Source organism: Pseudomonas bijieensis (assembly GCF_013347965.1).
Taxonomy (GTDB): domain Bacteria; phylum Pseudomonadota; class Gammaproteobacteria; order Pseudomonadales; family Pseudomonadaceae; genus Aquipseudomonas; species Aquipseudomonas bijieensis.
In genome coordinates this window covers 2,188,388-2,208,842 of record NZ_CP048810.1, presented here as the reverse complement: position 1 = coordinate 2,208,842, position 20,455 = coordinate 2,188,388, and the positions used below count along the sequence as shown (strand labels likewise).

The following is a 20,455-nucleotide window of genomic DNA, read 5'->3' as shown; positions in this document are numbered from 1 at the left end:
TGTTCTCCTGTGAGTCGTGGAGCGTCCTCAGAAACGGGCCACGCCGAAGCTGTTGGCTTGCAGTGGCCGGTGCTCGGCCTCGTGACAGATGTCCAGCAAATAGCCCAGTAGCGTGCGGGTGTCGCGCGGGTCGATGAGCCCGTCGTCCCACAGGTTGGCGCTGCCGTAGAGGGCGGTGGACTGGCTGTCGAGTTTCTGCGCAGTGGTCTGTTCGAGCAGGTCCAGCATCTTCGGGTCCGGGGTCAGGCCGTTTTTGAGCTGGGTAGCTTCGGTGACCATGCGCAGCACCTTGCCGGCCTGGGCACCGCCCATCACGGCGGTGCGGCTGTTGGGCCAGGCGAAGATGAAGCGCGGGTCGAGCCCGCGACCGCACATGGCGTAATTGCCGGCGCCATAGGAACCGCCCACCACGACGGTCAGCTTGGGCACCCGGGCATTGGCCACGGCCTGGATCATCTTGGCACCGTGCTTGATCACCCCCTGGCGTTCCGACTCGGTGCCGACCATGAACCCGGTGGTGTTGTGCAAAAACAGCAACGGCGTGCGGCTCTGGTCGCACAACTGGATGAACTGTGCGGCCTTGCTCGCGCCCTTGGGCGTGATCGGTCCGTTGTTGCCGATCAGGCCGCAGGCATGACCGCGAATGTGCAGGTGGCCGCAGATGGTCTGTGGATCGAATTCGCCTTTGAATTCGAGGAAATTCGAGCCGTCGGCAATGCGCGCGATGATTTCCCGCACGTCGTAGGGCTTCTTCGGGTCGTCGGGGATCAATCCCAGCAGTTCTTCGGCTGGATACCGTGGCTCCGCCCAGCGTGGTTCGGACTGTGGCGGCAGTTGCCTGTTCCAGGGCAGCATGCCGAGGATTTCCCGGGCCAGGCGGATGCCGTCGGCGTCGTTCTCGGCCAGGTATTCGGCGGTGCCCGCCACTTGCGCATGCATTTGTGCGCCGCCCAGTTCTTCCTCGGTGGCGACTTCGCCGGTCGCGGCCTTGAGCAATGGCGGCCCGGCCAGGAACAGTCGCGCCTTGTCGCGCACCACCACCACGTAATCCGACAGACCCGGCTGATAGGCACCGCCCGCGGTGGCCGAGCCATGCACCACGGTGATCTGCGGCAAGCCCATGGCCGACATCCGCGCCTGATTGGCGAAGCAGCGCGCGCCTTCGACGAAAATCTGCGCGGCGTAATTGAGATTGGCACCGCCACTTTCGGCGAGGGTAACGACCGGCAGTTTGTTTTCCATGGCGATCTGTTGCAGGCGCAGGGTCTTGTACAGGCCACTGGGGGAAATGGTGCCGCCCTTGATCGCGCTGTTGTTGGCCACCACCAGCACCCGCACCCCGGACACGTAGCCGATCCCGGCGATCAGGCCGCCGCCGGCCTGGCTGCCATCCTTGTCGTCATGAAGTTTGTAGCCGGCCAGGCTCGCCAGCTCGAGGAACGGGGCGCCGGGGTCGAGCAGCAGGTTCAGGCGTTGGCGCGGCAACAGTTGACCGCGCTGGTCGAACTTGCCCTGGGCCTGGGTGGCTTTGTCCACCACGGCCTGTTCGAGCTGGCGCAACTGTTCGACGCCGGCCAGCATCGCCGCGTGGTTGCGCGCGAAGTCAGCGCTGTGGGGATCCAGGTGCGATTCGATGACCGGCATGCAGCCTCCTTTCAAACGGATTAGCGCAGAACCCTGTGGCGAGGGGATTTATCCCCGCTGGGGCGCGAAGCGGCCCTAAATGCGTGCAATGGTTTGAGTTGACTGTTTTGGGGGCTGCTGCGCAGCCCAGCGGGGATAAATCCCCTCGCCACAGATTCAATTCAACCTGCTCATCATGTGTGACTGACATGGGCCATAGCGACCATCCCTTAGTTGACCCGGTCTGCAATGTGCTGCGGCACCGGTATCTGGATCTCCAGCAACTGCTGGGCGAACGCCTTGCCCTGGGGATCGATGCGCAGGCTGGCGACACCGCCGCCACCAAGGGCGTTTTCCAGCAGGAAATTCAAACTGTGAGTGCCCGGCAGGTACCAGCGTTCGACTCGGCCCAATCGCGGGTCGAGCACGTGGCTCATCCAGTCGACCAGCACCTGCGGCGTCAGCACTTCGGCGATCCAGGGCAGGTATTCGGGCTTGCGGGCGATCACGCCAATGTTGCTGTGGTTGCCCTTGTCGCCGGAGCGCGCCACCGCCAGTTTGACCAGCGGCACGCTGGCATCGGCCCGGCCCTGGGGTTTGGGCAGGTCCGGGGCGACTGGCAGGTCGCCGGTGTCCAGTGGTTCGAAAGTGGGCAGGGGACAAGGGTGGCGTTGGCCGTCGATTTCGATTTCGGGCTGGCAATTGGCTTTATCGATGAGGAACGAGAACAGGCGAATCAACGGGGACACCGTCGGCCGGCCGCCGACCAGGCCGGTCAGCCCTGGCGCCATGCCGGTGGCGGCTTGGGCGATTTCCCTGGAAAACAGCGTCAGCGGCTGCTTGTCCGGGTGCCGTACCGCCAGCTTGATGACGATCTCACGGCTGTCCCGACGCCGGCCATGCTGGCCGTAAGTGGCTTCGCTGCCCAGCAGTTCGACATTCACTTCGCTGTAGGGCGCCCAGCCACGCTGATCGAACATTTGCGAAGTCTTGTTGATGATCGCCTGACTGACTCGGCCAGCCTTGGTCACCGCATCGATGCCGGCGATCAGGCAGGTGGCGGTGCAGCGCCAGCCGTCCGGCCAGGTGGCGCAAACCTTGTACTGGTCGGTGGGTGGCAGGCCCTTGGCCCCGTGGACCCGTACGGCGTGCCTGCCTTGCTGGACCAACCTGACCTGGCTGAAATCACAGATCACGTCCGGCAGAAGATAGCCTTGCGGGTCGCCGATTTCGTAAAGCAACTGCTCAGCAACGGTCAACGGCGTGATCAACCCGCCGCTGCCTTCGGCCTTGGTGACCAGGAACTGGCCGTCGGCGCTGACCTCGACGATGGGAAAGCCGATGTGTTCGTAATCCGGTACGTCCTGCCAGTCGGTGAAGTTGCCGCCCGTGCACTGGGCGCCGCATTCGATCAGATGCCCGGCCAGCGCGGCCTGGGCCAATCTGTCGTAATCGTGCCAGGCCCAGCCGAACTCATGTATCAGGGCGGCGCTGACCACGGCGCTGTCCACCACGCGGCCGGTGATCACGACATCGGCCCCCAGGCGCAACGCTTCGACGATGCCGGGCGCGCCGAGGTAGGCGTTGATGGAGACGCACGCCGATGGCAGGGACTCGCCACTGAACATTTCACGGATGCCCTGGGCGGCGAGTTGTTCGAATTGCGGTTGCAGGTCATCGCCCAGCAGCACGGCGATCTTCAACGGCACGCCCGCCTGGTCGCAGGCCGCTTGCAGGGCCTTCGCACAGGCTTGGGGGTTGACCCCGCCGGCGTTGCTGATGACGCGGATCCCATCGGCATGCAAACGCTGCAGCAGCGGTGTGAGGACCTCGATGAAGTCCGTGGCATAGCCGCTCAGCGGGTCCTTCAGGCGCGCGCCGGCCATGATCGACATCGTCACCTCGGCCAGATAGTCGAACACCAGGTAATCCAGAGCCCCGCCCTCGACCAGTTGCGCCGCCGCGGTACAGGTATCGCCCCAGAAGGCGCTGGCGCAACCGATACGGATCGTTTTTGGCATGGCGTTGCCTCCGGCAAAGGTGGATCGAGACTACCAAGCAAGCGCTTGGTCTGTAAACGACCGCGGGTTCTTCTGCCGAGCGCTTGCTTGGTTGGCTCGCTCGGCTTAAATTGCCCGCGCCACTGATGATTTGGTGTGCAATGCCCGCGCGTTGGTTGATCGACTGTAGGAGAGAATGGGTGGACGAGCAAAAAGCCCTGGGCGTGATGCGTGAGCTGGTCGACAACGGGCAACTGACCGACCCGGACAGTGCTCGCGGCAAACTGCTCCAGACCGCCGCCCACCTGTTTCGCAACAAAGGCTTCGAGCGCACCACGGTGCGTGACCTGGCCAGTGCCGTGGGCATTCAATCGGGCAGCATCTTTCACCATTTCAAGAGCAAGGATGAGATCCTGCGGGCGGTGATGGAAGAAACCATCCGCTACAACACCGCCTTGATGCGCGCCGCCCTGGCCGAGGCCGATAGCGTGCGCGAGCGGGTACTGGCGCTGATCCGCTGCGAATTGCAGTCGATCATGGGCGGCACCGGCGAGGCCATGGCGGTGCTGGTCTATGAATGGCGTTCGCTATCGGAGCAAGGGCAACGGCAGGTGTTGGCCCTGCGTGATATTTATGAAGACTTGTGGCTCGAGGTCCTGGGCCAGGCCAAGGAGGCCGGGTATATTCGCGGGGACGTGTTCATTACCCGGCGGTTCCTCACGGGAGCGCTATCCTGGACCACCACCTGGTTTCGCACCGAAGGCAGCCTGAGCCTCGATGAGCTGGCCGAGCAAGCCTTGATCCTGGTGCTTGAAGAAAAACAATAGTCGAACAGTGCCTTAAACGATCGTGTGGCTGGCTAAGTGGCTGAAACCGCCTAGCTTGATTGTATTGATGGGGACTTTTGGGGAGTGGGTTATCTTGACGTTTTCATCGATGGGGATGACCTCGCGTTTGCTGCTGGCTGCTCTGGCCGTTTTCCTGGCGTTGCCCATCGAGGCGGCGCAACTGGTGCGGATCGGCGCGGCACATTTTCCGCCTTATACCGTTCGTCCCGAGAACGGCGCCGACACGGGCCTGTTGCCGCAAATGGTGGAGGCCTTGAACCAGTCGCAAACCGACTATCAGTTCGTGCTGGTGCCGACGTCGATCCCGCGCCGGTTCAATGATTTCAAGCAGGGCCGGGTCGACATGGCGATTTTCGAAAACCCCGAATGGGGTTGGCAGGATGTGCCGCATACCTCGGTAGACATGGGCCTGGAAGATGCGGAAGTCTTCGTCTCCCAGCGCCAGGCGGATCGCCAGCAAAGTTATTTCGAAGACCTCAGGGGCAAGCGCCTGGCCCTGTTCAGCGGCTATCACTACGCCTTCGCCCAGTTCAACGCCGACCCCAAGTTCCTCGCTGGCCAATACAACGCCACGCTGACCTATTCCCACGACAGCAACTTGTTGATGGTGTTGCGAGGGCGCGCGGATATCGCCCTGGTGACCCGTTCGTACCTCAACGATTACGTGTTGCGCAATCCTGAAGTCGGCCCGCAATTGCTGGTATCGGAACGTATCGATCAGATTTACCACCATTACGCGCTGATCCGACCGCAGGCGCCCATCTCCAGTGAGGCGTTTGCACAGTTGCTGCAAAAGCTGCGGGATGACGGTCAGTTGCTGAAAATTTTCCAGCCCTACCAGATTCATCTGGTGCCCGCGCACTCCCATTGAAGGTGACACTAAATTTCCCTTCCCGGCTCACGTCCCACGTTGACTACCGACGAATACGCGAGCCCCTTCCATGTCCAACCTCAATCAGCCGACGACGCTGCCCTTGCCTGGCGGTCGTCGTCTCGGCGCCGATGAAACCGAACGCCACCTGAGCCTGATGCTCGAAGGTGCGCCGCTGATCCGGCTGCGCCTTGTGCGTGGCCCGCAGTTGCATGTGCACTTGCAGGAAATCCATGACCGCCCGGTAGGCCCGGCGCTGTGGGCGGCCTGCTATTGGCTGTTTGCTCGCGATCCCGACTGCCAGCGCCTGACCTGGCACCTCGACGAGCGTCCTGGCGAAGCCTTGCTGAGCGGTTTGTTGACGGGCACCGAGCGCGCCGGTGAATACATTTGCGAGCGCACGATGTTCTGGCAACTGCCGCAGCCCTGGCTGGGGGAATCGTTCAACGGCAGTTACCCACAGCACATGATCATCACCGATGGCCAGCGTCATCCACGCCGGCCCATGAAGCCGCGTGGCGAGGTGTATCGGCGTTTTGATGCACGCCTGGGGGCCTGGGTGTCCTTGCGTACCTTGGAAATCGAGCAGGACCTGGAGCGTTTCAACCGCTGGCAAAACAGCCCTCGGGTGGCGAGCTTCTGGCAGGAGGAGGGCAGCCTGGAACAGCATCGCGAGTACCTGGGCAAATTGCAGGCCGATCCCCGGGTCTTGACCCTGATCGGTTGTTTCGATGATCAACCGTTCGCTTATTTCGAAGCCTATTGGGCCAAGGAAGACCGCATCGCGCCGTTCTATGACGCCGGGAACTATGACCGCGGTATCCACATGCTGGTGGGCGAAGAGCAACACCGGGGGCCGCACAAGGTGGCGAGTTGGCTGTCGGCGCTGGTGCATTACCTGTTCCTGGACGACCCGCGCACCCAGCGCGTGGTGGCCGAGCCCCGGGCCGACAATGCCAGGATGATTGGGCACCTGGACAACCAGTGTTTCCATTGTGAAAAGGAATTCGATTTTCCCCACAAGCGCGCGGCGCTGATGATCCTGGGGCGTGAGCGGTTTTTTGATCGGTGTGGGTTGATGTGAGGTTCAGCTCGGCACAAGTGGCGGCCGTCAGGACGCTATCGCGGGCAAGCCTTGCTCCCACAGGAGCTCTATCAGGCACCTTTTTGTGAACAGGTAACCTGTGGGAGCAAGGCTTGCCCGCGATGGGGCCGGAACTGCTGCCCGCATTACCGCCGGGCGAAGGTATCCCCCCGAACCCCCGACACCTTGCGGCAATGCACCAGGGCATCGCGGATCATGAAGTTCACCAGGGTCGGCGAGACGCCCAGTTCCTTGGCGATGTCCTTCTGTGGCACGCCGTGCAGGCGGTACATCTCGAAGGCATAGCGGGTGCGGCTGGGCAGTTCGGTCAGCGCGTCAGCGATGTGCTCCAGGGTGGAGAAGTTGATGTGGGAGGTTTCTGGCGAAGCACCCTGGATCACCACGTTCAACCCTTCCTCTTCCGGCCCCGAGTATTTCTGTTCCAGCGCCTGCTTGCGGTAGTGATCGATCGCCAGGTTACGCACGATCTGGAACAGGTAGCTGAGCTGTGCCTTGAACGAGGAGGTGATCTGGGGCGCCGATTGCAGCCGGAAAAACGCGTCCTGCACTACATCTTCCGCGCGGGACCGGCAGCCGGTAATGCGCGCCGCGATCTTGACCAGAATCATTCGATTATCGACGAATGCCTGGAGTAACGGTGAGTCGCACCTGCTTGTGGATACTTGTTCCGTCATGGAATTCACCTTGCTGCAAAAAGTTAGCAGGACGGCCGGATGCCGGACCCGTCCTACACATCGACGGCCAAATTAGGCTTAATGATAATGATTGTCAATTGAGAAGAAGAATTATTGATGCAATAAAGTCCAGCCTCGGTGCCGCGACCCATTGCCGCGGCGCATGGCGGTTGGCTGCTGCGCCGCAGGCTTCGGTGAGAGGGCGCCCCGACTAATTATTTGCCGGCGCTATCCGTTCCCATGGGTGACAACTTGCAAGCCGAATTCAGGCAGGAAACCCCCATGACCGACGCGTTCGAACTCCCCAGCACCCTGGCTCATGCCCTCCAGCGCCGCGCCGCGTTGACGCCGGACCGGGTGGCCCTGCGCTTCCTCGCCGACACCCCCGGGCAGGGTGTGGTGTTGAGTTATCGCGACCTGGACCTGCGTGCCCGAACCATCGCCGCCGCCTTGCAAGCCGAAGCGGCGCTGGGCGATCGCGCCGTGCTGCTGTTCCCCAGCGGCCCGGATTACGTCGCGGCATTCTTCGGCTGCCTCTATGCCGGGGTGATTGCGGTGCCGGCCTATCCACCGGAGTCCGCCCGTCGCCATCATCAGGAGCGCTTGCTGTCGATCATCCAAGACGCCGAACCGCGCCTGTTGCTCACCAGCAGCGATCTGCGCGAGCCGTTGCAAGCCATCGAAGCGGCGCCGCCGGTGTTGTGCGTCGATACCCTCGACCCGGCCCGTGCCGGGCACTGGCGGATGCCGGTGCTGCAGGACGATGACATTGCCTTTTTGCAATACACCTCCGGCTCCACCGCATTGCCCAAGGGGGTGCAGGTCAGCCACGGCAACCTGGTGGCCAACGAATCGCTGATCCGCCATGGCTTTGGTATCGACCTGAATCCCGAGGACGTCATCGTCAGTTGGCTGCCGCTGTACCACGACATGGGCTTGATCGGCGGCTTGTTGCAGCCGGTGTTCAGCGGCGTCCCATGCGTATTGATGTCGCCGGCCTACTTCCTGGCCCGGCCCCTGCGCTGGCTCGAAGCGATCAGCGAATACGGTGGCACCATCAGCGGCGGACCGGACTTCGCCTATCGATTGTGCAGCGAACGAGTCAGTGACTCGGCCCTCCAGCGTCTGGACCTGAGCGGCTGGCGCGTGGCCTATTCCGGCTCCGAGCCGATCCGCCTCGACACACTGGAGCGTTTTGCCGAGAAGTTCGCCCCGTGCGGCTTCACGCCGGACAATTTCATGGCTTCCTACGGCCTGGCCGAAGCGACCTTGTTCGTCGCCGGCACGCCACGTCGCCAGGGCATTCCTTCGCTGCGGGTGGATGACGCGGCCTTGGCGCAAAACCGTGCCGAGCCGGGGCAGGGCAGTGCGGTGATGAGTTGTGGTGTCAGCCAGCCCGGGCATTCGGTGCTGATCGTTGAGCCGGCCACGTTGCAGCCGCTGGCCGACAATCAGGTCGGTGAAGTCTGGGCCGCCGGCCCGAGCATTGCCCTGGGCTATTGGCGCAACCCCGAAGCCAGCGCCAAGACCTTTGTCCAGCACGACGGTCGGACCTGGCTGCGCACCGGCGACCTGGGCTTCCTGCGCGACGGCGAGCTGTTCATCACCGGTCGCCTGAAAGACCTGCTGATCGTGCGAGGGCATAACCTCTATCCCCAAGACATCGAGCAAACCATCGAGCGCGAAGTGGAGGTGGTGCGCAAGGGCCGGGTGGCGGCGTTCGCGGTCAACGACAATGGCGAGGAAGGCATCGGCATCGCTGCGGAAATCAGCCGCAGCGTGCAGAAAATCCTGCCGCCGGAAGCCTTGATCAAAGCCATTCGCCAGGCCGTGTCCGAGGCCTGCCAGCAAGCCCCGAGCGTGGTGCTGCTGCTCAATCCCGGCGCATTGCCCAAGACTTCCAGCGGCAAGTTGCAGCGCTCGGCCTGCCGCACCCGATGGGCCGACGGCAGCTTGGACAGTTATGCACAGTTTCCGTCAGCCGAAGTGGATGTGGCTGATGAACCTGCGCCGTCATCCGAGTTGCAAATCCTCATCGGCCAGGTCTGGCGCGAGCAATTGCAGGTCGAGCGAGTCCAGGCTGACGACCATTTTTTCCTGCTGGGCGGTAACTCCATCGCCGCCACCCAGGTGATCGCACGCCTGAGCGAAACCTTGGGGCTGACGCTCAATTTGCGCCTGCTGTTCGAAGCCCCAACCCTGGCCGCGTTCACGGCGGCGGTGGCAAACCTGCAACAGGGCGGTGGCCAGGCCCTGGGCGCGATCAGTGCGTTGCCGCGCCATGCGCCACTGCCACAATCCCTGGCGCAGAACCGTTTGTGGATCACCTGGCAGCTTGATCCGACGAGCCTCGCCTACAACATTCCCGGCGCCTTGCACCTGCGCGGCGAACTGGACGAAGACGCGCTGCGCGCCAGCTTCCAGCAACTGATCGAGCGTCATGAGTCCTTGCGCACGCGCTTCCTGGAACGTGACGGCGTGGCCCTGCAACAGGTCGATCCGGCGGGCGAATTCAAGCTGCATGTAATCGACCTCGGCGACCTGCCTGACGACGTGCGTGAAACCCGGGCGCAGCAGATTCGAGAAGACGAAGCGGCCATGCCGTTCGATCTGGAGAAGGGGCCGCTGCTGCGCGTCACCCTGTTGCGCCGCGACGAGGATGACCATCAGTTGTTGGTGACGCTGCACCACATCATCGCCGATGGCTGGTCGATGAATGTGTTGATCGAAGAGTTCTCCCGGTTGTACGCCGCTGCATCCCAAGGCCAGGTCGCCGGGCTGGCGCCGTTGCCTTTGCAATACGCCGACTACGGCAGTTGGCAGCGCCAGTGGCTGGCCCAAGGGGAGGCCGAGCGTCAGCTGACGTACTGGAAGCAACAACTGGGCGACGAACATCCGGCCCTGGCGCTGAGCACGGATCATCCCCGTAGCGCGCAACACCAGCGCAGCGCCGCACGCCATAGCCTGCGTCTGGATAAAGGTCTCGGTGATGCCCTGCGCCAAGTGGCCCAAGCCCATGACGCAACCCCGTTCATGCTGTTGCTGGCAGCCTTCCAGGCGCTGTTGCAGCGTTACACCGGGCAATCCGACGTTCGCATCGGTGTGCCCAACGCCAACCGTCCGCGCCTGGAGACCCAGGGGTTGATTGGCTTCTTCATCAACACCCAGGTCCTGCGCGGGCAGGTCGATTCGCGTCAGCCGTTCGCTGCGCTGCTGGCCCAGGCCCGGGAAGCCACGCTCGGTGCCCAGGCCCACCAGGACCTGCCGTTCGAACAACTACTCGAAGCGTTTCCCCAGGCGCGCGAGCAAGGCCTGTTCCAGGTGATGTTCAACCACCAGCAACGTGACCTGGGGGCGTTGCGGCGCCTGCCGGGGTTGCTGGCCGAGGAGTTGCCGTGGCACAGCCGCGAAGCCAAGTTCGACCTGCAACTGCACAGCGAAGAAGATCGCAATGGCCGGTTGACGCTGTCGTTCGACTACGCCGATGAACTGTTCGAGGCGGCGACCATCGAGCGGCTGGCGGTGCATTACTGCAACCTGTTGCGGGCAGTCTGCGCGGATCCGCAACAAGCGATCGGCGACGTGCCGTTATTGACCGCCGATGAACACAGCCAACAGCGTCAGTGGGGCGCGGCTCCGTGCGTGCCGGCCAGCCAATGGCTGCCGGAGCTGTTGAACGAGCAGGCCCGCTGCACGCCGCAACGGCTCGCCCTGCGCTGGGACGGTGGTCAACTCGAGTATGCCGAGCTGCATGCCCAGGCCAATCGCCTGGCTCATTACCTGCGGGACAAGGGCGTTGGCCCGGACGTGTGTGTGGCGATTGCCGCCGAGCGCTCGCCGCAACTGCTTATCGGTGTGCTGGCGATCATCAAGGCCGGTGGTGCCTACGTACCGTTGGATGCCGACTATCCGGCCGAGCGCCTGGCCTACATGCTGGCCGACAGCGGTGTCGATCTGCTGCTGACGCAAACCGCGTTGCTCGAACGCTTGCCGGCCTGCGAGGGCGTCAGTGTCATCGCCATGGACGCCCTGCACCTGGAGCAATGGCCGAGCAATCCGCCGGGCCTGCACTTGCACGGCGATCACCTGGCCTACGTGATCTACACCTCCGGCTCCACCGGCCAACCCAAGGGCGTCGGCAACACCCACGCCGCCCTGGCCGAGCGCCTGCAATGGATGCAGGCCACTTACGCGCTGGATGAAACCGACGTGCTGATGCAAAAGGCCCCCATCAGCTTCGACGTGTCGGTATGGGAGTGCTTCTGGCCACTGATCACCGGCAGCCAACTGGTACTGGCCGGCCCTGGCGAACACCGTGACCCGCACCGCATCGCCCAGTTGGTCCAGCAGTTTGGCGTCACCACGCTGCACTTCGTGCCGCCGTTGCTCAACCTGTTTGTCGATGAACCGCTGAGCGCCCGCTGCACCAGCCTGCGCCGGGTGTTCTCTGGCGGCGAAGCCTTGCCGGCCGAGTTGCGCAACCGGGTGTTGGCGCAACTGCCGTTGGCAGAGCTGCACAACCGCTATGGCCCGACCGAAACCGCGATCAACGTCACCCATTGGCATTGCACCGAAGCCGATGGCGAGCGCTCGCCAATCGGCCGGCCCCTGGGCAACGTGCTGTGCAGGGTACTCGACAGCGACCTCAATCTCGTTCCCATCGGTGTGCCCGGGGAGCTGTGCATCGGCGGCCTGGGCCTGGCTCGGGGTTATCTCGGCCGTCCTGGCCTGAGTGCCGAGCGTTTCGTCGTCGACCCATTGGGGCTGGCCGGTGCACGGTTGTACCGGACCGGTGACCGGGCACGCTGGAATGCCGACGGCGTGATCGAATACCTCGGCCGTCTCGACCAGCAGGTCAAGCTGCGCGGCTTCCGGGTCGAACCGCAGGAAATCGAAGCGCGCCTGCTGGCCCAGGACGGCGTCGCCCAAGTGGCGGTGCTGGTGCGCGCCACCTCGGCCGGCCCGCAGTTGATCGGCTACTACACCGCCCCGGAGGTCGCTCAAGACCAGGACGAGTTGAACCGCCGGCTCAAGACCGCCCTGGCCGCCGAACTGCCGGATTACATGGTGCCCGCCCAACTGCTGCGCCTGGACGCCATGCCCCTGAGCCCGAGCGGCAAGCTCGACCGCAGCGCCTTGCCCGTGCCGCAGTGGCAGGTGCGCGAACACGTCGAGCCGGCCAGCGCCCTGGAGCAGCAAATCGCCGGCATCTGGCGCGACGTGCTGGGGTTGGAGCGTATCGGCCTGCGGGACGATTTCTTTGCCCTCGGCGGCCATTCGCTGCTGGCGACCCAGATCATTTCCCGTACCCGCCAGGCCTGTGATGTCGAGCTGCCGTTGCGGGCGCTGTTCGAGGCCAGTGAACTGGGGGCGTTCGCCGAACAGGTGCGCTTGATCCAGGCCAGTGGCCAGACCAACCGTCAGCCGCCCATCGAGATGGTCGACCGCAGCCAACCGGTGCCGCTGTCGTATTCCCAGCAGCGCATGTGGTTCCTCTGGCAGCTGGAGCCCGACAGCCCGGCCTACAACGTCGGTGGCATGGCGCGCTTGCGCGGGGTGCTGGATGTCGGGCGTTTCGAGGCCGCGTTGCAGGCGTTGATCCTGCGCCACGAGACCCTGCGCACCACGTTCCCGAGCGTCGACGGCGTGGCCCGCCAGCAGGTGCACAGCGAGACAGGCCTGCGCATGGACTGGAAGGATTTCTCGATGCTGGCTGCTGACATCCGCGAACAGCGGGTCCAGCAATTGGCCGGTAGCGAGGCTCACAAGCCCTTCGACCTGGAAACCGGGCCGCTGCTGCGAGCCTGCCTGGTCAAGACCGCCGAGCATGAGCATTACTTTGTGCTGACGCTGCATCACATCGTCACCGAAGGCTGGGCGATGGACATTTTCGCTCGTGAGTTGAGCGCGCTGTACGAGGCCTTCATCGACGACCGTGAGTCGCCGCTGGAACCCTTGCCGGTGCAGTACCTGGACTACAGCGTCTGGCAGCGCCAGTGGCTGGAATCGGGCGAGCGCCAGCGGCAGCTGGACTACTGGACCGCGCAACTGGGCCGCGAACATCCGTTGCTGGAGCTGCCCGGCGACCGCCCGCGCCCGCCGGTGCAAAGCCACCGCGGCGAACTGTTCCGTTTCGACCTCAGCGATGACCTGGCCGTGCGGGTCCGCGCCTTCAACGCGCAACAGGGCCTGACCCTGTTCATGACCATGACCGCCGCCCTGGCCGTGCTGCTCTATCGCTACAGCGGCCAGACCGACCTGCGCATCGGCGCGCCGGTGGCCAACCGTATCCGCCCGGAAAGCGAAGGGCTGATCGGGGCGTTCCTCAACACCCAGGTGTTGCGTTGCCAGCTCGACGGACAGATGTCGGTGGGCGAACTGTTCGAACAAGTGCGCCACACCGTCATCGAAGGCCAGTCCCATCAGGATTTGCCCTTCGATCATCTGGTGGAAGCCCTGCAACCACCGCGCAGCGCCGCCTATAACCCGCTGTTCCAAGTGATGTGCAACGTGCAGCGCTGGGAGTTTCAGCAGAGCCGCACGCTGGCCGGCATGACGGTTGAATACCTGGTCAACGACGCCCGCGCGACCAAGTTCGACCTCAACCTTGAAGTCACCGACCTCGACCAGCGCCTGGGCTGCTGTCTGACCTACAGCACCGACCTGTTCGACGAACCGCGCATCGCGCGCATGGCCGGGCACTGGCGCAATCTGTTGGAAGCCTTGCTGGTCGATCCAAGCCGACGACTGAGCGAGCTGCCATTGCTGGACGCTGGCGAACAGCAACGGATGCTCGATAGCCTGGGTGTCGAGCCCGGTGCGCATCGCCTGGATCAATGCATTCACCCACTGTTCGACGAACAGGCCAAGGCTCGACCTGACGCGCCGGCCCTGACCTTCGCCGGACAGACCCTGACGTATGGGCAACTGAACAGCCGCGCCAATCGCCTGGCCTGGATGCTGCGTGAGCGAGGCGTCGGGCCGCAGGTGCGGGTCGGCCTGGCCCTGGAGCGCTCGCTGGAAATGGTCATCGGCCTGTTGGCGATCCTCAAGGCCGGCGGCGCCTATGTGCCGCTGGACCCGGAATATCCGCTGGACCGCTTGGGCTACATGATCGAGGACAGCGGCGTCGGCTTGCTGCTCAGTGACCGGGCGATGTTCCAGGCCCTCGGTGCGTTGCCCGAAGGTGTGGGCTGCTGGTGCCTGGAAGATGATTCGGCTGCCCTGGCCCAATACCCGGATCACCCGTTGCCATTGATCAATCTGCCGCAGCACCAGGCGTACCTGATTTACACCTCCGGTTCCACCGGCAAGCCCAAGGGCGTGGTGGTGTCCCACGGTGAAATCGCCATGCATTGCCAGGCAGTGATCCAGCGTTTCGGCATGCGCCCGGACGATTGCGAGCTGCATTTTTATTCCATCAACTTCGACGCCGCCACCGAGCGCCTGCTGGTGCCGCTGCTCACTGGTGCCCAGGTGGTGCTGCGGGCCCAAGGCCAATGGGACGCCGAGGAAATCTGCGGGCTGATTCGCCAGCATCGCGTCAACATCCTCGGTTTTACCCCCAGCTACGGCAGCCAGTTGGCGCAATGGTTGGCGACCCAAGGGCAAACCCTGCCGGTGCGCATGTGCATCACCGGTGGCGAGGCCCTGACCGGTGAGCATTTGCAACGCATTCGCGCGGCATTCAGCCCGAGTCAGTTCTTCAATGCCTATGGCCCGACCGAAACCGTGGTCATGCCACTGGCGAGCCTGGCCCCGGAGCAACTGGAAGAGGGCGCGGCCAGTGTGCCGATTGGCAGCGTGATTGGCGCCCGGGTGGCGTACATCCTCGACGCCGACCTGGCGTTGGTACCGCCAGGCGCCACGGGTGAGTTGTATGTGGGCGGCGCCGGTCTGGCCCAGGGTTATCACCAGCGTCCGGGCATGACTGCCGAGCGCTTCGTTGCCGACCCGTTCGCCACCGCCGGCGGACGCCTTTATCGCACCGGCGACCTGGTGCGCCAGCGTACCGATGGCTTGGTGGAATACCTCGGACGCATCGACCATCAGGTGAAAATCCGTGGTTTCCGTATCGAACTGGGGGAAATCGAAAGCCGCCTGCTGGAGCATGAGGCGGTGCGCGAAGCCGTGGTACTGGCCCTCGACGCGCCCGGAGGCAAGCAACTGGCCGGCTACCTGGTGAGCGACATCGCCAGCCAGGATGGCGAGCAACAAGCAGCCCTGCGCGAAGCGTTGAAAAATCACCTCAAGGCCCAGTTGCCGGACTACATGGTGCCCACCCATCTGATCCTGCTGGCGAGCATGCCGCTGACCGCCAACGGCAAGCTTGACCGCCGCGCCTTGCCAATGCCTGATCCTGAGCTCAATCGCCAACACTACGTGGCGCCGAGCAACGCCCTGGAGCAGACCCTGGCGGCGATCTGGTGCGAGGTGCTGAACGTGGGGCAGGTGGGCCTCAACGATAACTTCTTCGAGCTGGGCGGCGATTCGATCCTGTCCATCCAGGTGGTCAGCCGCGCCCGGCAGCAAGGCATTCATTTCACGCCCCGGGACTTGTTCCAGCACCAGACCGTACAGACCCTGGCCGCCGTTGCCACGCGCAGCCAGCAGGTGCACGCCGAGCAGGGCCTGTTGCAGGGTGAATCGGGGTTGACGCCGATCCAGCACTGGTTCTTCGAGCGCCAGATCCCCAACCGGCATCACTGGAACCAGGCGCTGGTGCTGGAACCGACCTCGGCCCTGGAGCCGCTACTCCTGGAGCAGGCGCTGCGCACTGTCTTCCAGCACCACGATGCCTTGCGCCTGGGCTTCGGCGAAACCGCCGGGCACTGGCGCGCCGAGCACCAACCATTGTCTGACGTTGCGCTGTTGCAGCACCTGTCGGTAGACACCGTGCAGGCTTGTGAAGCGTTGTTTGCCGAGACGCAAAGCCGTTTCAATCTATCGACCGGGCCATTGCTGCGCGCAGTGCTGGCGCAGCTCCCTGATGGTCAGCAACGGTTGCTGATCGTCATCCATCACCTGGTGGTGGATGGCGTGTCGTGGCGGGTGCTGATGGACGATCTGCAAACCATTTATCGCCAGCTCACCGCTGGGCGGGAGGCGCAGTTGCCGGCCAAGACCAGCCCCTTGCGGGACTGGGCCGCGCGCTTGCAGGCCTACGCCGGCAGCGAATCCCTGCGCGAGGAACTGGGTTGGTGGCAAGCGCAGTTGAGTGGCGCGCAGGGGGCGCTGCCGTGCGCGAATCCCGACGGCGGGCTCCAGGAGCGTCACGCGCAAACCGTCAGTGTGCGCCTGGACGCCGAGCGTACCCGGCAACTGCTGCAACAGGCGCCGAGTGCCTATCGTACCCAGGTCAACGACTTGCTGCTTACCGCGTTGGCCCGGGTGCTGTGCCATTGGAGCGGCCATGCATCGGTCCTGGTCCAGCTCGAAGGCCATGGCCGTGAAGCTCTGTTCGACGACATCGACCTGACCCGCACCGTGGGTTGGTTCACCAGCGTCTATCCCGTGCGCCTGAGTCCGGCGGCCGAAGGCTTGAGTGCCTCGATCAAGGCCATCAAGGAGCAACTGCGCGCAGTGCCCCACAAGGGCCTCGGCCATGGTGTGCTGCGCTATCTGGCGGACGCGGCGACTCGCGAAGCGATGGCCGGCCTGCCGCAAGCGGCGATCACCTTCAACTACCTGGGCCAACTCGACCAGACCCTGGGTCAAGCTGCGCTGCTCCAGCCGCTGGATGCGCCGTTGGGCGCGATCCACGATCCCGCCGCGCCGCTGCCCAATGAACTGAGCGTCGACAGCCAGGTCAGCGGTGGCGAGCTGGTGCTGCGCTGGACCTTCAGTGCCGAGCGCCATGATCGACAAGTCATTGCCACATTGGCCGAGGCCTACCTCGACGAGCTGCAACGCCTGATCGAACATTGCCTGACGGACGAGGCGGGCGGTCTGACGCCATCGGACTTCCCCCTGGCGAAGCTGACCCAGGGCCAGCTCGACAGCCTGCCCGTACCGGCCGGGCAAATCGAAGACGTCTACCCGCTGACACCGATGCAGGAAGGCATGCTCCTGCACACCTTGCTGGAGCCGGGCACGGGCCTGTACTACATGCAGGACCGCTACCGCATCAACAGCGAACTGGACCCGCAGCGTTTCGCCCGGGCCTGGCAGGCGGTGATCGCCCGGCATGAAGCCTTGCGCGCCTCGTTCTGCTGGAACGTCGGCGAAGACATGCTGCAAATCATCCACAAGCCTGGCAGCTCGCCGGTGGAGTATCTCGACTGGTCGCAAGTGCCCGAAGACGCCCAGGAAGCCAAGCTCCAGGCGCTGCTCAAGAACGAGCGCGAGGCCGGTTTCGATCTGTTGAACCAGGCGCCGTTCCACCTGCGGCTGATCCGGGTCGACGCGGCACGCTACTGGTTCATGATGAGCAACCATCACATCCTGATCGATGCCTGGTGCCGTTCGCTGCTGATGGACGACTTCTTCGAGATCTACACCGCCCAGGGTGAAAACCGCGAACCACAGTTGGCCGTGCCGCCGCGCTATCGCGACTACATCGGTTGGCTGCAACACCAGAGCCTGGCCGAAGCCCGGCAGTGGTGGAAGCACAACCTGCAAGGCTTCGAGCGGACCACCCCGATCCCCAGCGACCGGCCGTTCCTGCGTGAGCACGCCGGTGACAGCGGCGGCATGATCGTCGGCGACTGCTACACCCGTCTCGATGCCCGGGACGGTGCGCGGTTGCGGGAACTGGCCCAGGCCCATCAACTGACGGTCAACACCTTCGCCCAGGCGGCGTGGGCGTTGGTGCTGCGGCGAGTCAGCGGTGATCGCGACGTACTGTTCGGCGTCACCGTCGCCGGGCGTCCGGTGGAGCTGCCGCAGATGCAACGCACCGTGGGGCTGTTCATCAACAGCATCGCCTTGCGGGTGCGGATGCCTGAAGACCATCAGCCGTGCAGCGTGCGCCAATGGCTCAGCACTTTGCTGGACAGCAACATGCAACTGCGCGAGTACGAATACCTGCCGCTGGTGAGTATCCAGGAGGTCAGCGAACTGCCCAAGGGCCAGCCGCTGTTCGACAGCCTGTTCGTGTTCGAGAACGCCCCAGTGGAAGTCTCGGTGCTGGACCGCGCCCAAAGCCTCAACGCCACCTCCGACTCGGGCCGTACCCACACCAACTTCCCGCTGACGGCGGTCTGCTATCCGGGGGATGACCTGGGGCTGCACCTTTCGTATGACCAGCGCTACTTCGATGAGTCCACCGTCCAGGGTTTGCTCGGCGAGTTCAAGCGCTTGCTGCTGGCGCTGATGGAAGGTTTGCACGGTGACATGGCCGAGCTGCCGCTGATCGGTGCCGAAGAACAGGATTTCCTGATCGACGGCTGCAACCAGAGCGAGCATGCCTATCCGCTGGAGCAAAGTTACGTCGAGCTGTTCGAGGCCCGGGTTGCCGCCCATCCGCAACGCATCGCCGTCAGCTGCCTGGAGGCGAGCTACAGCTACGCCGAGTTGAATGCCCGCAGCAACCGCCTCGGCCACGCCTTGATCGCTGTCGGCGTCGGCCTGGATCAGCCGGTGGCACTGCTGGCTGAACGGGATGCAGACCTGCTGGGCATGATCATCGGCAGCTTCAAGGCCGGTGCCGGCTACCTGCCGCTGGATCCGGGGCTGCCGAGCCAGCGCCTGAGCCGCATCATCGAACTGAGCCGCACGCCGTTGTTGGTCTGCACTCAGGCCTGCCAGGCCCAGGCCGAGGCGTTGCTGGACGAGTTCGCCTGTGCCGGGCGGCCAAAGTTGCTGGTATGGGAAACCGTCCAGGCCGGCGACTTTTCACCACAAAACCCTGGCGTCCGTAGCGGGCCGGACAACCTCGCCTACGTGATCTACACCTCCGGCTCCACCGGCCTGCCTAAAGGCGTGATGGTGGAACAGCGGGGCATGCTCAACAACCAGCTCAGCAAAGTGCCGTACCTGGCGCTGAGCGAGGCGGACGTGATCGCCCAGACGGCGTCCCAGAGCTTCGATATTTCCGTGTGGCAGTTCCTGGCCGCGCCGTTGTTCGGTGCCCGGGTCGACATTGTGCCCAACGCCATCGCCCACGATCCGCAAGGGCTGCTCGAGCATGTGCAGCAGCAAGGCATCACCGTGCTGGAAAGCGTGCCGTCGCTGATCCAGGGCATGCTCGCCCAGGAGCGCATCGGCCTGGATGGCCTGCGCTGGATGTTGCCCACCGGCGAAGCGATGCCGCCGGAACTGGCCCATCAGTGGTTGTTGCGTTACCCGGACATTGGCCTGGTCAACGCCTACGGTCCGGCGGAATGCTCCGATGACGTGGCGTTTTTCCGGGTCGACCTGGCCTCGACCCGTGGCACTTACCTGCCGATTGGCACGCCCACCGACAACAATCGCCTGTACCTGCTCGATGGCGCGCTGGACCTGGTGCCGTTGGGCGCGGTGGGTGAGTTATGCGTGGCCGGCACCGGGGTAGGGCGCGGTTATGTCAGCGATCCGTTGCGCACCGCCCCGGTCTTTGTACCGAACCCGTTCGGGGCGCCGGGAGAACGGCTGTACCGCACCGGTGACCTGGCGCGGCGGCGCAGCGACGGGATTCTGGAGTACGTCGGGCGTATCGACCATCAGGTGAAAATCCGCGGCTACCGCATCGAACTGGGGGAAATCGAAGCGCGCTTGCATGAACAGCCGGAAGTGCGCGATGGGGCGGTGGGTGTGCAGGAGGGCGCCAATGGCAAGCATCTGGTGGGCTACCTCGTTGCCACCGACTCGGCGCTGAAGCCCGCCGAACGCCTGGAGCGTATCAAGCAGCGCCTGCGGACCGAGCTGCCGGAATACATGGTGCCGCTGCACTGGCTGTGGCTCGATCGCCTGCCCCTCAACGCCAACGGCAAGCTCGACCGCAAGGCCTTGCCAGCCCTGGAGATCGGCCAGTTGCAAAGCCAGGACTATCAAGCCCCCGGCAATGAGTTGGAACAGACCCTGGCGGACATCTGGGCCCAGGTGCTGAAAGTCGAGCGGGTGGGGGTGCGGGACAACTTCTTCGAGCTGGGCGGTCATTCCTTGCTGGCGACACAAATCGCCTCGCGGGTACAAAAGGCCCTGCAACGCAACGTGCCGCTGCGGGCGATGTTCGAATGCAGCACGGTGCAGGAACTGGCCGAGTACATCGATGGGTTGGCGGCCAGTGAGATCACTGAGGAGAAGGTGGATCGGTTGAATGATTTGATGGCGCAATTGGAAGGATTGTAGTTTTGCGGCGTCTATGAAGACCTCATCGCGGGCAAGCCTTGCTCCCACAGGGATCGGCTGCGAGC

7 protein-coding genes are annotated in these 20,455 nt (G+C 64.1%); 4 read left to right on the top strand and 3 right to left on the bottom strand.

Annotated features, from left to right (window positions below; all coding sequences use genetic code 11):
• Positions 1 to 27 precede the first annotated feature (27 nt).
• Together atuC and GN234_RS09450 are read right to left on the bottom strand one after the other, a co-directional pair.
• The gene (gene atuC / locus GN234_RS09455) at positions 28 to 1,644 is read right to left on the bottom strand and encodes a geranyl-CoA carboxylase subunit beta (protein WP_176688348.1); all 1,617 of its coding nucleotides are present in this window, start codon (positions 1,642 to 1,644) and stop codon (positions 28 to 30) included.
• Positions 1,645 to 1,853: 209 nt separating this feature from the next.
• A complete protein-coding gene (locus GN234_RS09450; protein WP_176688347.1) occupies positions 1,854 to 3,644 on the bottom strand; it encodes an acyclic terpene utilization AtuA family protein in 1,791 nt (596 codons plus the stop codon).
• Between the two features lie 179 nt (positions 3,645 to 3,823).
• Here GN234_RS09450 and GN234_RS09445 point away from each other — a divergent pair, with 179 nt between their 5' ends.
• From GN234_RS09445 to GN234_RS09435, 3 genes are all read left to right on the top strand, one after another.
• Complete coding sequence (locus tag GN234_RS09445) at positions 3,824 to 4,450, top strand: TetR/AcrR family transcriptional regulator (RefSeq protein WP_116831802.1); 627 nt, start codon at positions 3,824 to 3,826, stop codon at positions 4,448 to 4,450.
• 115 nt (positions 4,451 to 4,565) lie between these two features.
• On the top strand, positions 4,566 to 5,342 hold the full coding sequence (locus GN234_RS09440) for a substrate-binding periplasmic protein (RefSeq protein ID WP_109751487.1): 777 nt from the start codon (positions 4,566 to 4,568) through the stop codon (positions 5,340 to 5,342).
• A 70-nt stretch (positions 5,343 to 5,412) separates the two neighbouring features.
• Positions 5,413 to 6,426 carry a GNAT family N-acetyltransferase gene (locus GN234_RS09435; protein WP_176688346.1) on the top strand — a complete coding sequence of 338 codons (1,014 nt, stop codon included), beginning with the start codon at positions 5,413 to 5,415 and terminating at the stop codon, positions 6,424 to 6,426.
• Positions 6,427 to 6,572: 146 nt separating this feature from the next.
• Here the strand turns inward: GN234_RS09435 and GN234_RS09430 are convergent, their stop codons facing one another.
• A complete protein-coding gene (locus tag GN234_RS09430; protein WP_025212663.1) occupies positions 6,573 to 7,121 on the bottom strand; it encodes an RNA polymerase factor sigma-70 in 549 nt (182 codons plus the stop codon).
• 282 nt (positions 7,122 to 7,403) lie between these two features.
• Between GN234_RS09430 and GN234_RS09425 the strand changes: the two genes are divergently transcribed.
• A complete protein-coding gene (locus tag GN234_RS09425) occupies positions 7,404 to 20,390 on the top strand; it encodes a non-ribosomal peptide synthetase (RefSeq protein WP_176688345.1) in 12,987 nt (4,328 codons plus the stop codon).
• The last annotated feature ends 65 nt before the right edge of the window (positions 20,391 to 20,455 follow it).